At 66.4% G+C, this 13,544-nt stretch carries 11 protein-coding genes; 6 read left to right on the top strand and 5 right to left on the bottom strand.

The window, feature by feature from the left end:
* Positions 1-178 precede the first annotated feature (178 nt).
* Positions 179-1,129: an N-formylglutamate amidohydrolase gene (locus HNO88_RS00995; RefSeq protein ID WP_184241858.1), complete on the top strand. Its 951-nt coding sequence runs from the start codon at positions 179-181 to the stop codon at positions 1,127-1,129.
* Positions 1,130-1,347: 218 nt separating this feature from the next.
* Here the strand turns inward: HNO88_RS00995 and HNO88_RS00990 are convergent, their stop codons facing one another.
* The gene (locus HNO88_RS00990) at positions 1,348-2,124 is read right to left on the bottom strand and encodes a SapC family protein (protein WP_184241856.1); all 777 of its coding nucleotides are present in this window, start codon (positions 2,122-2,124) and stop codon (positions 1,348-1,350) included.
* A gap of 152 nt (positions 2,125-2,276) precedes the next feature.
* On the bottom strand, positions 2,277-3,698 hold the full coding sequence (locus tag HNO88_RS00985; protein WP_184241854.1) for an FAD-binding oxidoreductase: 1,422 nt from the start codon (positions 3,696-3,698) through the stop codon (positions 2,277-2,279).
* Between the two features lie 156 nt (positions 3,699-3,854).
* On the opposite strand from HNO88_RS00985, the gene HNO88_RS00980 reads away from it, so the two are divergent.
* The 3 genes from HNO88_RS00980 to HNO88_RS00970 all read left to right on the top strand — a co-directional run bounded on the left by HNO88_RS00980 (position 3,855) and on the right by HNO88_RS00970 (position 7,207).
* Complete coding sequence (locus HNO88_RS00980; RefSeq protein WP_184241852.1) at positions 3,855-4,424, top strand: hypothetical protein; 570 nt, start codon at positions 3,855-3,857, stop codon at positions 4,422-4,424.
* A gap of 158 nt (positions 4,425-4,582) precedes the next feature.
* Positions 4,583-5,992 carry a DEAD/DEAH box helicase gene (locus HNO88_RS00975; protein ID WP_184241850.1) on the top strand — a complete coding sequence of 470 codons (1,410 nt, stop codon included), beginning with the start codon at positions 4,583-4,585 and terminating at the stop codon, positions 5,990-5,992.
* A gap of 216 nt (positions 5,993-6,208) precedes the next feature.
* Positions 6,209-7,207: an SDR family oxidoreductase gene (locus HNO88_RS00970; RefSeq protein ID WP_184241848.1), complete on the top strand. Its 999-nt coding sequence runs from the start codon at positions 6,209-6,211 to the stop codon at positions 7,205-7,207.
* A gap of 182 nt (positions 7,208-7,389) precedes the next feature.
* Here the strand turns inward: HNO88_RS00970 and HNO88_RS00965 are convergent, their stop codons facing one another.
* Positions 7,390-9,696 (bottom strand): ATP-dependent helicase, encoded by a 2,307-nt coding sequence (locus HNO88_RS00965; protein WP_312856968.1) that lies wholly within the window; start codon positions 9,694-9,696, stop codon positions 7,390-7,392.
* 113 nt (positions 9,697-9,809) lie between these two features.
* Between HNO88_RS00965 and HNO88_RS00960 the strand changes: the two genes are divergently transcribed.
* Complete coding sequence (locus HNO88_RS00960; RefSeq protein ID WP_184241844.1) at positions 9,810-10,538, top strand: hypothetical protein; 729 nt, start codon at positions 9,810-9,812, stop codon at positions 10,536-10,538.
* Between the two features lie 71 nt (positions 10,539-10,609).
* Here HNO88_RS00960 and rsmD read toward each other — a convergent pair whose 3' ends face one another.
* Both rsmD and HNO88_RS00950 read right to left on the bottom strand, forming a co-directional pair.
* Positions 10,610-11,158 carry a 16S rRNA (guanine(966)-N(2))-methyltransferase RsmD gene (rsmD, locus tag HNO88_RS00955; RefSeq protein WP_184241842.1) on the bottom strand — a complete coding sequence of 183 codons (549 nt, stop codon included), beginning with the start codon at positions 11,156-11,158 and terminating at the stop codon, positions 10,610-10,612.
* Between the two features lie 11 nt (positions 11,159-11,169).
* Entirely contained in the window at positions 11,170-12,105 is a 936-nt protein-coding gene (locus tag HNO88_RS00950) for a pseudouridine synthase (RefSeq protein ID WP_184241840.1), read from the bottom strand.
* Positions 12,106-12,216: 111 nt separating this feature from the next.
* Between HNO88_RS00950 and HNO88_RS00945 the strand changes: the two genes are divergently transcribed.
* Complete coding sequence (locus HNO88_RS00945) at positions 12,217-13,536, top strand: AmpG family muropeptide MFS transporter (protein ID WP_376768745.1); 1,320 nt, start codon at positions 12,217-12,219, stop codon at positions 13,534-13,536.
* Positions 13,537-13,544 lie beyond the last annotated feature (8 nt).

Raw genomic sequence — 13,544 nt, 5'->3', positions numbered from 1 at the left:
GGGTCCCGGTAAAAACAAGCTGCAACCGCCATCGGCCGCGCCTTCGCATATAGGCGCGCAGGGGTTAAAATTCTTGTCAGACCAAATACGTGATCCGCTTTGCCACGACCGTTGCATTCAGCAGTTTACCCACGCAGCGCTTTGACACGCGAGGCCGAACAGGACAGCAATGACGGGCATGGGTGACGAAGCCGAGAACGAGTCGCAGCTGGCTATTGGCGGTCGGATCCCTGGAGCACCCGGCATCGCCGCGTTTCGGACCTGGGGCGATGAGCCTTCCTCGCTGCCGGTCGTCATTTCCGTTCCCCACGCCGGACGCGCCTACCCGCGCGCGCTGCTGCGCGACATGCGCCACCCTGAATCGTCCGCGCTCAAGCTGGAGGATCGGTATGTCGATCGTCTGGCGCGGGTCGTGGCGCAGGATACCGGCGCGGCGCTGCTGATCGCGCAGGCGCCGCGGGCTATGATCGACCTCAACCGCGCGCCCGAGGATGTCGATTGGGAAATGTTCGGCCGCGCGGCCCGTTCGGAACCTCGCCCTGATCCTGCGAATCGCCGAGCGCGGACCGGGCTCGGTCTGATCCCGCGGCGCCTGCCCGGTATCGGCGAGCTCTGGCGGCGGCGTCATGAGGAGGCCGAACTTGCCGAGCGTATCACGCAGATTCACGCACCCTACCATGCGCGGCTCTCGGCGATGCTGAAGACGCACCAGGAACGCTGGGGTGCGGTGCTGCTGCTGGACTTGCACTCCATGCCCCCGCTCGTGGCACGTGTGGGGCAGCCCGCAGCCGAGTTCGTGATCGGCGACCGGTTCGGCACGACGTGTCACGGTAGCCTTGTCGGCGCGGCCTTCTCGCATCTGGCGCAAGCCGATCGTCCGGCGGCGCATAACCGGCCCTATGCGGGCGGCTATGTGCTGGAGCGTCATGCCGACGTGCGATCGGGTATCCACGCGATGCAGGTAGAGGTCGACCGAAGCGCCTACCTCGATACGCGCATGGCCGAGCCGGGGGCCGGCTTCGATGACGTGGCGAAGGTTCTGACCGGTATGGTCCGGCGTCTGGCGCAGAGCGTTCTCGAACTGGCGGCAGCTTCGGGCGAGCAGAGCTGGCCGCTCGCCGCCGAATAGAAGCTTTCAGACGGCACATAAAAAACCACCCCGCGCAGATGCGCGAGGTGGCCAAGGTTCAGGGAGGAGGTGCACAAAGTGCACCAACTTCGCCAAGCCATGAGGGCAGCGTTGGCGAAGCACTTGCAACATAGTCCGCAGTGCCGCCGGTTGCAACCCCGTGCGCGCACTGATGCGGATCATGCTGATTCGATAAGGTTTTGCCTGACTTTCGCCGATCAGGCTGCCTGGGGCAGCGGCGGACCCTTGCCCTGCGCGACCTGGCGGCTGAAGATGTCACGAACCAGGTCGAGCGAGAACAGGTGCGCGTAGATCAGACCGAGCAGGCCGTTCTGGTTCCAGGTGCGCAGGATGTCGCCGCGCAACTCGCGCAGCTTGTTCTCATCCACCATGCGGAAGCCGCGATAGTTGAAGGGCTGGCCCCCGCCGACGTCGATGTTCAGCTCGCCGTCCATAAGGAGGTTGTGCTTCTCGAGCTCGGCCATGAAGCTGGCGGTCTTCTGTCCGGCGATCTCGAACTGCTCGCAGAACTGCAGCGTGTTCTTGCATGCTTCGCTGGGCTGGTTGCCGTCGAACAGCGGCTGGCCTTCCTCGCCCTCGAACTCACCGACCAGGTCGCTGGTCGGGTCGACGCAGAGCGAGAGTTCTTCCGAATCGGGCTGCACGCGCGCGAGCAGGAAGGGGTAGCGGCGCACGTAGGCGGGCATGTAGATCGGCGTGTTGACCGAGCCGTCCTCGTCCACGAAGGCGTTCACGCCCTCGTTCATGCCCATCAGGGCGATGGGGAACGAACCTTCGCCGGCCGAGAACACGATCGGGAAGTTGCGCTGTGCAAGGGGGAACTCCTCCACCGTGAGCGGCACGGTGTTCACGTCCTTGAGCCACGTCGCCTTGTCGGTCGCGCGGCTCTTCCAGCTGGCGTGCTCCTGCGAGCTGAGCAGGACGAGATCGTTGTAGAACAAGGGTAGGGCAACACTTTGCGGCGCGCTGGCCATGGTGGTTCTCCGCATGCGGCGTGCGTGGGCGGCGCGCCTTCGTATAAAGTGCCGGCTCCTTTACGGACTGCCCCGATGGCGCGCAAGCCAGGGGCAGCGCGCGTCCAGGCACGGCTTTGTGGATGCAGGCGATCTGCGCCGGAGTCGTGGCCCTAAAGCAACTTGCCGGGGTTCAGGATGCCGAGCGGGTCGAGTGCCTGCTTGACCCTGCGCATCATGTCCAGCGCGACGGGATCGCCCAGCCGCGCCAGGTCGTCGCGCTTGAGCTGGCCGATGCCGTGCTCGGCCGAGATCGACCCGCCCCATTCGCCGACGAGATCGTAGACCTGTCGGCTGATCGCCTTGCCGTCACCCTGTTGCCATGTCGCGCCGTCGCTGCCCTGCGGCGCGATGACGTGGAAGTGCACGTTTCCATCGCCCAGGTGTCCGAAGGCGATCGCCTCGGTGCCGGGCCACTGCGCTTCCAGGTGCGGCACGGCGGCGTCGATGAAGTCCGGCATCTTGTCGACCGGGACCGAGATGTCGTGCTGCACCGCCGGCCCCCGTGCGCGCTCGGCCGGAGCGATCGAATCGCGAATCAGCCAGAACGCCTCGGCCTGGCTCTCGTTCGCGGCGATCACCGCGTCGTCGAGAAGGTCCCGCTCGAAGGCCTGCTCCAGCATGTTCTCGCAAAGATCGCGCAGCCGCTCGGCCCCCGAGCGATCCGCGACGACTTCGATCAGCACGTGCCAAGGATGAGCACCAGCCAGGGGCGGACGGACCGAAGGCATATGGTCGATCACCGCCTCGAGCGAGGCCTGCGGCAAGATCTCGAAGCCCTCCAGCGCGTCGCCGGCAGCGTCCTCGCAATGAAGGAGCAAGGTGCGTGCGGCTTGCACGCTCGACACGCCGGCCCAGATCACCACCCGCTCGGCCACGGCCGCCACCAGCTTGAGCGTCGCGGCTGTGACGATCCCCAGCGTGCCTTCCGATCCGATCAGCAGCTGTTTCAGGTCGAAGCCGCGATTGTCCTTCTTGAGCGGAGTCAGCATGGAGAAGACCTGCCCGTCCGCCAGCACCGCTTCCAGCCCCATGACAAGCGCGCGCATGGAACCATGGCGCAACACCTGCGTGCCGCCCGCATTGGTCGAGATCAGGCCGCCGACCGTCGCCGAACCCTTGCCGCCCAACGTCAGCGGGAAGCGCAGGCCTTCCGCCTCCGCTGCTTCGTGCAAGGTCTGGAGGATGACCCCGGCGCCGCACGTCACTTTGCGCCCGTTCACATCGATCGCGCCGATCGTGTTCATGCGCCGCAGCGAGAGCAGCACGGCCTGCCCGCTTTCGTCCGGAGTGGCGCCGCCCGCCATGCCGCTGTTGCCGCCCTGTGGGACGATCGGAACCCGATGCTGCGCGCAAAGCCGCACCAGGTCCGCCAGTTCCCGCGTCGTCGCCGGGCTCGCCATGGCCAGCGCCTTGCCTTGGAAACGCCCGCGCCAGTCGGTCAGCCAAGGCTCGATCAGGTCGAGATCCTGCGTCAGGCCGCGAGCTCCGAGGCTGGATTGCGCCGCCTCCAGGAATGCTTGTTGTTCGCTCATGAGTCCATCTATGGCACACCTTGCGCCGCCATGCCTATTCGGCGCGTACGGGGCGGATCGGTCCAGCTTGCGAAATGCTCGAGTTAAGCACGGGTTCAAGCTCTTGCCCTCAAGCGATGGACCTGCTTTCAAGAGCTTAGGGGACCGACCGAACTGATGAATCCGACCGCCGCCTTGCTTGCGCCACTGCTGCTGCTGATCTCGGCCGTGAGTGGTGACGAGGAGCAGGGCGATGCCGCGTCGGATCAGACCGCCCATGTATTCCCTGAGCCGGAGTTGCCGCGGGCCGCGCCCGAGTGGCCGATCGGCGTCATCCGCTCGTTCGTCCCCGACAGCGCGTGGCAGGTCCATATCGAGCAGCGCATGACGATCCGCGTCTCCCCGCGCGCCAATCTGCCACAGCCACGCGACCCTGCCGCTGCCCTGCCCAGACGGGTTCAGCGCCAGCGCTTGTCCGAACGCAAGATCGGCAAGTGCCTGCCGATCGCCGGGATCGCAGGCGTAGAGCCCAATGGGCCCGACAGCGTGATCCTGTTCATGCGCGATCGGAGGCTGATCAACGCGCAGCTGGAACGCAGCTGCCTGTCGCGCGCGTTCTACTCCGGCTTCTACCTCTCGCGCAGCCCCGACGGGATGGTCTGCGTCGATCGGGACACGCTGCTGTCGCGCAGCGGCTCTGCCTGCAAGCTGTCGCGTATCCGCGAGCTCGTCGAGGATGACGATTGAGGCTGATTTCTGCGGGTTGACGCATGGGAAAACTTGACTTTTGCGCGGCATCGCGCATAGGGCGCGTCAAGCCTGCGCCCGATCTTGCATGGGGACGGTCACCATCGACCCCACTGGCTCGCGCGCACCCGATCTTTTTTCCGGACACCATTAAGCCTATGAACTTTGCCGATCTCGGCCTGTCAGACGAATTGCTGAAAGCGGTCGTGGACTCCGGCTACACCACGCCGACTCCGATCCAGGAGCAGGCGATCCCGCAGGTCCACATGATGCGCGATATCATCGCCATCGCCCAGACCGGCACCGGCAAGACCGCCAGCTTCGTGCTGCCGATGATCGACATTCTCGCCAACGGCCGGCGCCGCGCGCTGATGCCGCGCTCGCTGATCCTGGAACCGACCCGCGAACTCGCCGCGCAGGTGGCGGAGAACTTCGAGAAGTACGGCAAGAACCACAACCTGAAGATGGCGCTGCTGATCGGCGGCGTCCAGATGGGCGACCAGGTCAAGGCGCTGACCGAAGGCGTCGACGTGCTGATCGCCACGCCCGGCCGCCTGATGGACTTGTTCGAGCGCGGCAAGATCCTGCTGACCGGCTGCTCGATGCTGGTGATTGACGAGGCGGACCGCATGCTCGACATGGGGTTCATTCCCGATATCGAGAACATCTGCACCAAGCTGCCGACGGCGCGCCAGACGCTGCTGTTCTCGGCAACGATGCCGCCGCCGATCAAGAAGCTGGCCGACCGCTTCCTGACCAATCCCAAGTACATCGAAGTGGCACGGCCTGCCTCGGCCAACGTCAACATCGCGCAGTTCAAGGTCGCGGTGCCGGCGCGCAAGAAGCGCGACGTGCTGCGCCAGCTGCTCAAGTCCGAGGACGTGCAGACCGGCATCATCTTCTGCAACCGCAAGACGACGGTTCGCGAAATCAACAAGAGCCTGAACAGCTACGGCTTTTCCAGCGGCGAGATCCATGGCGACATGGACCAGTCCGCCCGCATCGCCGAACTGCAGCGCTTCAAGGACGGCAAGATCAACATCCTGGTCGCCTCCGATGTCGCCGCCCGCGGGCTCGACGTGAAGGGCGTGAGCCACGTGTTCAACTTCGACACGCCATGGCATCCCGATGACTACGTGCACCGCATCGGTCGCACCGGACGCGCGGGAGCGCTGGGGCGTGCCTTCACCTTCGTGGCGCCCGAGGATGCCGAGGCGATCCAGAACGTCGAGAAGCTGACCGGCGGCGAGATCCCCGTCTACGACGCGCAAGTGGGCGAGGATGTTGCCGTCGCCGAAGCCAAGCCGCCGCGCGAGAAGCGCGAGCGCGGCGGGCGTGCCGAACGTCCGTCCCGCGAAGAGCGCGTGGCCGAAGAGAAGCCCAAGGCCGAGTCAAAAAAGGTCGAGACCAGGCACGCCGAGCCTCGCGCCGAGCGAGCCCCTCGTCGCGAAGTCCGGGCCGAAGAGCCCCGCCGCGAGCGCAGTCAGCATCGCAGCGAGCAGGACGGCCCGGACGAGGGCTGGAACGGCCCGGTGCCAGGCTTCCTGAGCGTCTCGGCACTGGCCTGAGCGTATCTGCAACGATCCGCGTTGCCGCCATGGCGCGCGCAGTTGCCTGACTCTCCAATCACTTGAGGCGCTGGGTCGGCGGGGCATCGCTTCGTTTCGCCTCCTTTCGCGTCCGTCCTGGCGTGATCGCGGCCGCGCTTCACCATTGGGCAAGCGACCCAGCCGCGCCGTCTTCGTTGCCTTCACGCATGGTTTTGAAACAGGTGGAGCGACACGATGGCGGATGAAGGTACATCCCGGCGCATGGTTCTGGGCGGCGCAGGCGCAATGGGACTGGCGATGGTGGCGGCGCCCGTGGCGGGCCAGCAGCAAGGTGGCGCGGCTGGCCCGCCGGCGGGTTTGAAGGACCCGCGCACCAAGTACACGAAGCAGCCTTTCCCCGAGCAGCGCCAGCCTTGGCCGGCTCTGGCGAGCAAGATGACGCCCCGCCCGGATCACGGCGAGAGCAGCTATCGCGGCTCGGGCCGGCTGGCAGGCCGCAAGGCGTTGCTGACCGGCGCGGACAGCGGCATCGGCCGCGCCGCCGCGATCGCCTTTGCGCGCGAGGGTGCGGACGTGGCGATCAACTACTATCCGACCGAGGAGCCGGACGCCAAGGAAGTGGTCGACCTGATCCGCCAGGCCGGGCGCAAGGCGGTTGCGATCCCGGCCGACATCCGCACCGAAGCGGCGTGCAGGAAGCTCGTCGCGCAAGCCGCGGAAGGGCTGGGCGGTCTCGACATCCTCGTCAACAATGCGGCCTATCAGCAGAGCAAGGCGGATATCAGCGAGATCTCCGACGAGCAGATGGTCCGCACGTTCGAGACCAACATCTTCGCCATGTTCCGCATCAGCAAGGCGGCGATCCCGCTGATGCCGGCCGGATCGGTGATCATCAACACCGGTTCGGTGAACTCGTACGATCCGGGAGAGGAGCTGCTCGACTACGCCAGCACCAAGGGCGCGATCCTGATCTTCACGAAGGGGCTGGCCAAGCAGCTCGCCAAGAAGGGCATTCGCGTCAACATGGTGGCGCCCGGGCCGATCTGGACGCCGCTGCAGGTCGCCGGCGGTCAGTTGCCGGGCCAGATGGGTGAGTTCGGCCAGGACACGCCGCTGGGCCGGGCTGGGCAGCCCGCGGAACTCGCATCGCTCTATGTCATGCTGGCGTCCGACGACGCGAGCTTCAGCACGGGCACCTCGGTCGGCGCGCACGGTGGCAAGGGAAGTCCGTAAGCTGCGGGCAGGCCTTCATTTCCCTCCCCGGTCGGGGAGAGGTCGCGCAGCTTACCGCGAAGGCGGTTGGCGAAGCTGGGAGAGGGGGCGGCTCGCACAAACCCCTCTCCAACTTAGGCTAACCAGCAAGCTGGTAAGCCACCGTATCCTCTCCCCGTGCGGGGAGAGGGCATCAAATGCTCTCAAACACTCTCCGCCGGTTTGACGAAGCTGTCGATCACGCGCTTGCGGCCGGCTTGCTCGAAGTCGATCTCCAGCTTGTTGCCTTCCTGTGCCGCGATGGTGCCATAGCCGAACTTGTCATGGAACACGCGCGCGCCGATCGTCAGGTCGGTCCGCGGCTTGGCGGCGAAGCTGGCGGCCGAGCGGGTACTTTCGGCCACGCGGCGCGGCGTCGTCTCGAACTGCTGCTGCGCTGCACGCTGCCAGCCGGGACCGCGCGTCGCCGTGCGCGAGGGCTGCGTCTGCGCCACGTGCGCGAAGGGATCGGAATGCTCCGACCACTGCGCCCGCCACAGCGAAGCGCCGCCGCTCATGGTGGTTTCCTGCGACACGTGCTCGGCCGGAAGCTCGCCGATGAAGCGGGAGGGGATCGAGCTCGACCACTGGCCATAGATCCGCCGGTTGGCCGCATGCAGGATCGTGCAGCGCCGCCGCGCGCGGGTGATCGCGACATAGGCGAGGCGGCGTTCTTCCTCCAGGCTGGCCAGCCCACCTTCGTCGAGCGAGCGCTGCGACGGGAACACGCCCTCTTCCCAGCCGGGGAGGAACACGTGGTCGAACTCCAGCCCCTTGGCGCCGTGCATGGTCATGATGGTGACCTTCTCGTTCTCGTCGGCGGCCTCATTGTCCATGACGAGGCTGACGTGCTCGAGGAAGTCGCCGAGCGTGTCGTACTCCTCCATCGCGCGGGCGAGTTCGGCCAGGTTCTCCAGCCGTCCGGCGGCCTCGGCGGTCTTCTCGGCCTGGAGCGCGTCGGTGTAGCCGCTTTCGTCCATGACGGTACGCAGCAAGTCGGCGGGGTTGTCGCTGCCCGCCATGTCCCGCCAGCGGCCGAAATCGCGCATCAGCGCCACGAAGGTGTTGCGCGCGCGCGCGGGCAGTTCGTCGCTGTCGGCGATCTCGAGCGCCGCTGCCGCGAGCGGGATCCCGCGTCGGCGCGCCAGCACATGCAGCTTCTCCAGTGCCTTGGCACCGAGCCCGCGCTTTGGAGCGTTGTAGATACGCTCGAACGCCAGGTCGTCGGCCGGCTGGGCGATCACCCGCAGATAGGCGAGCGCGTCCCGGATCTCGGCGCGCTCGTAGAAACGAAAGCCACCGACGATGCGGTAGTTGAGGCCGATCTGGATGAAGCGGTCTTCGAACTCGCGGGTCTGGTACTGCGCGCGCACCAGGATCGCCACTTGCGCAAGGCTGAGCCCCTCACGCTCCAGTCGCTCGATCTCCTCGCCCACGCGGCGCGCTTCCTCGGGGCCGTCCCAGACGCCGATGACGCGCACCGGATCGCCGGGATGACGCTCGGTCCACAGCGTCTTGCCCAAGCGCTGGCTGTTCTCGTTGATGAGGCCAGACGCAGCGGCCAGGATCTGCGGTGTGGAGCGATAGTTCTGCTCCAGGCGGATCACCTTGGCGCCGGCGAAATCCTTCTCGAAGCGCAGGATGTTGGCCACTTCGGCGCCGCGCCATGAGTAGATCGACTGGTCGTCGTCACCCACCACGCAGATGTTCTGCCGCCCTTGCGCGATCAGGCGCAGCCACAGGTACTGGACCTGGTTGGTGTCCTGATACTCGTCCACCATGACGTACTTGAAGCGCTGGCGATACTGGTCGAGCACCTCGCGATGGTCACGCAGGATGTTGACCATGTGCAACAGCAAGTCACCGAAATCGCAGGCATTCAGCGCCTTGAGGCGGTCCTGGTAGAGGCGATAGAAGTGCTGGCCCTTGCCGTTGGCGTATGCCTCGCTCTCGCCCGCATCGATCTGGTCGGGGTTGAGGCCGCGGTTCTTCCAGCGATCGAGGCACCCGGCGAGTTGCCGTGCGGGAAACCGCTTCTCGTCCACGCCTTCCGATTGGATCAGCTGCTTCAGAAGCCGCAGCTGATCGTCGGTATCGATGATCGTGTAGTTCGATTGCAGCCCCACCAGCTCGGCGTGGCGGCGCAGCATCTTGGCGGCGATCGAATGAAAGGTGCCGAGCCAGGGCATGCCCTCCACCGCCGGGCCGATCAGGTGCCCGACCCGCTCACGCATCTCGCGCGCGGCCTTGTTGGTGAAGGTGACGCACAGGATCTCGGACGGCCAGGCGAGCCGCGCCCGGATGAGGTGGGCCAGGCGTGCCGTCAGCGCGGCGGTCTTCCCCGTGCCGGCGCCTGCGAGCATCAGCACCGGTCCCTCCGTGGTCAGCACCGCTTCGCGCTGCGGCGGATTGAGGCCGTCTATCAGCGGGTCCTGAGGAGCTTGGGCGAGAGGAGTGGAAGGGCCGGTCACCCGTGAACAGCTAGGGAACGGACTGCCTCGGCGCAAGGCTGCTTCGACGCGGGTGGGGAACATTCGGCGTGGCCATGCGTCGCTTGGGACATAACCGATGTTAGGAGAGTTCCATGCGCAAGATCCTTCTGGCCGGCGCCGCCGCGCTCGCGCTGACCGCAGCCCCATCCGTATCGTTCGCCCAGGATGCCAGCACCACGAGCGTGCAGCCGCCCGCGGACAGCACCTCGCCCGAACCGGCAGCGCCCATGTCCGACACCACGACGCCCGCGCCGGTCCCCGATGGCACGACAACTGTCACGACGACCGAGACCAAGTCAGCACCCGTGGGCAGCCCGGACGTCTCGCAGAAGGGCAAGCCGCAGACCATGCAGGCCATGACCGTCCAGCAGAAGACGACTTACGCCACCTGGCCGGCGCAGCGCCAGAGCGACTATCAGGCCTGGCCGGTCGACTACCAGACCTACTACTGGACGCTGACGCCCGAGCAACAGGAAGGCTATTGGGCCCTGACCAACGACCAGCGCGGGCAGATCTACAAGATGACGCCCGAGCAGCGCGCCACTGCGTGGAAGTCGATCCAGGAGCAGATGGCCGGCCAGACGCCGAGCACGCCTGCGGGCCAGGCCAACCCTCCGGGACAGGGCATTCCGACCGCCGGCGTCCCGAACCCGCAGAGCGCCAATCAGGCCGCGCAGCCGGCGATGCCCGCGGACCAAGGCTATCAAGGCGGCCCTTACAAGGGCGCTCTGACGCCGCCGCCGGCCGATGCGATGAGCAAGAGCTATCCGGTCTGCAGCCGAACGGTCACCGACGGCTGCCGCAACCGCGGCGGCAAGTAATCGGCCTTACGGACAGATGCCTCCTCCCTGCTCTATCGGGGAGCGGGGAGGAGGTCCCGCCGGCACCAAGCCTACGCGGCCGGCCGCAGCAAGTGCAGGCGCGCCTTTCCAACGTCTCGCGTCGCGTCGACCTCGTAGCCCTTGAGGCTCACGTCCTCCTTGCGGCTCGTCTCTAGGCTGATCCACGCCGACGGCGCGATCCAACCGAGCCGCGTCAGTTTGTCGACTGCGACCTGACCTGCTCCGGTTTCGTAAGGCGGATCTAGCAGCACAAGATCGAGAGGCTCGCGCCGCAGCGGGCCCATCGCCATGACCGAAGTCGCGCGCACGTCGCATTGTTCCTGCGCCCGCAAGTTCGTGATGTTGCGCCTCAGCGCGCGGATGGCTCCGGGGTCCTGCTCGACGAACATGCAGTGCGCCGCGCCGCGCGACAGCGCTTCCAGCCCGAGCGCGCCCGAACCGGCAAACAGGTCCGCGACCCGAAGGTCCTCGAACGAGCCCAGCCTACTCGTCAGCATCGAGAACAGGGTTTCGCGCGTACGATCCGATGTCGGCCGCGTGGCCTCACCCTCGGGCGCGACAAGCGGGCGGCCACGCCATTCTCCGGCGATGATGCGCATCAGGTGCCGCCCTAACTGGCCTGAGCCGGCTGACGAGCGCCGAGCGACTTTCGGAAGTTCTCGACCTGCTTGGCCGGGATCTCGACCGCCGCGCCCTTGGGCAGGTCATCGAGCGCGAACGGGCCGTAGCCGACGCGGATCAGCCGGCTGACTTCCAGTCCCAGGTGTTCGAGCACGCGTCGGATCTCGCGGTTCTTGCCTTCGGTAATGGACATCTGGATCCACTGGTTGCGCCCGGCGCTGCGCTCCATGTTGGCGTCGATGCGGCCATAGCGCATGCCTTCGATCTCGATGCCTTCGATCAGTTCCTCCAGCTGCGCCTGGGTGACGACGCCGAAGGCGCGCGCGCGATAGGTGCGCGGGATCTTCGTCGCGGGCAGCTCCAGCAGGCGCTTGAACTCGCCATCGTTGGTGAGCAGCAGCAGGCCCTCGGTGTTGAAGTCGAGCCGACCGACCGGCATCAGCCGTCCCGACCCAGCCGGCAGCGCATTGCGCAAGGCGGTGTAGATCGTCGGGCGCCCGGCCGGATCGCTCTCCGCCGTGATCAGTCCGGCGGGCTTGTGGAACGCGAAGAGCCGTGTCGGCTCGGCCGCCTTGACCGGATTGCCGTCGACGCTGACGCCGCGAAGGTTCTTGAGCAGGACCGCGGGCGTGGTGACGACTTCGTCGCCGATCTTCACCCGGCCCTCGACGATCATGCGCTCCACCTCACGCCGGCTGGCGACACCCGCGCGGGCGAGCAGCTTGGCGATGCGCTCGCCTTCCTGCCCGTCCTGCCGCAGCGGGTTGGATGGCTTGGGCGCGACATTGGGGTTGGCAGCCGACGGCCGCTTGAACTTGGGCGCGGGCGGGCGAGCGAACGGCCCGCGCGAGGCGGGTGCCTCGCCACGAGGAGGGCCGCGTCGGTCGCCGGGACGACCACCGGACTTTCTGGGAGGTAGGGACATGTCTCGCGCATAGCTGTTGATCGTGCGATCATCCAGCCTTCCCATCGGCTGTCCGCCCGCTATTCATACGTGCTTTGGCGAGGGGCGAGCGGCGTGGCCGATGCGATTGAAGTGGAGACCGCTATACCGGCACGAAAGCGAGGCTCGATTGCGCCCTACTTCGAGAAGGAGTCGCTAGCGGCCTTCGCGCTCGGCGTTTCCTCAGGTTTCCCCTTCGCGATGATCGGCGCGACGCTGACAACGCGCCTGGCGCAAGACAATATCCAGAAGTCCACCATAACGGCCTTCACGCTGGCGTTCCTCGTGTACAATCTTAAATTCCTCTGGGCCTGGATCATCGACGGGGTTCGCCTGCCGGTGATCGGCGGTCTCGGGCAGCGCGTGTCCTGGATGCTCGTGACGGGGCTGCTGGTAATTGCGGCGACGATCAACCTCGCGCTTGCCGATCCCGCATCGGACCTGGCGGGGGTCGTACTCGCCGCCGTTCTCGTGGGCGCTGCGGGCGCCAGCTTCGACATCGTGATCGACGCCTATCGGATTGAGACGCTGAAGCCCTATCAGCTCGGAACCGGTTCGGGGATGAGCCAGTATGGCTGGCGCGTCGGCTCGGCAGGGGCAGGCGCGCTCGCGCTGGTGCTGGCGGATCGCCACGGCTGGAGCACGGCCTACATGGCCTGCGCCACCTTCGCCATGCCGGCGATAGCCACCGCGCTCCTGCTCGGCGAGCCGAAACGCCGCGAAGTCGTGCTGGAGCGACGGGGCTTACGAGAAGTATGGGCGTCGATCGTCGGACCGTTCGTGGAATTCTTCAACCGGTCCGGTGCGATGTTGGTGCTGGCCTTCATTCTGGTCCACAAGATCGGCGACACCCTGGCGAACCTGACCTTCCGCCTGTTGTTCGATGATCTCGGCTTCAGCAATGACGAGATAGCTATCTACGATGTCGGGCTCGGATTCTGGGCCTATCTGATCGGCGTTTTCATCGGTGGCATCGCCTATACCAAGCTGGGCTTGAAGCGGTCGGTCCTGATCGCGCTGGTCCTCATGGCGGTATCGAACCTGAGCTTCGCGGCCTTGGCTGCTGCCGGGCACTCCAACCTCGGAATGGCCGGTGCGATCGGGTTCGAGAACGTGGCCAGCGGCTATGGCGGCGTCGTCGTCGTCGCGTACTTCTCGGCGCTGTGCGACTTGCGGTTCACCGCCTCGCAGTATGCCTTGATCTCGGCGGGAGCGAGCATCGTTGGACGCTTTCTGACCGGGACCACCGCAGGATCGCTGATCGAGGCGTTCGGCTACGTGAACTTCTACCTGCTCACCACGATCGTGGCGGTTCCGGGCATCGTCCTGTTCTGGTGGATGATGCGCACCGGCCTGGTGGACGCGGCGATGGGCACGGCTGGTGAAGTCGGCGAGGGCGATGCGCGCAGTTGAGCACGCCT

The organism is Novosphingobium chloroacetimidivorans, assembly GCF_014204535.1.
Lineage (GTDB): Bacteria > Pseudomonadota > Alphaproteobacteria > Sphingomonadales > Sphingomonadaceae > Novosphingobium > Novosphingobium chloroacetimidivorans.
The sequence above is the reverse complement of the archived record's forward strand: the minus strand, read 5'-3'. Positions and strand labels throughout refer to the sequence as shown.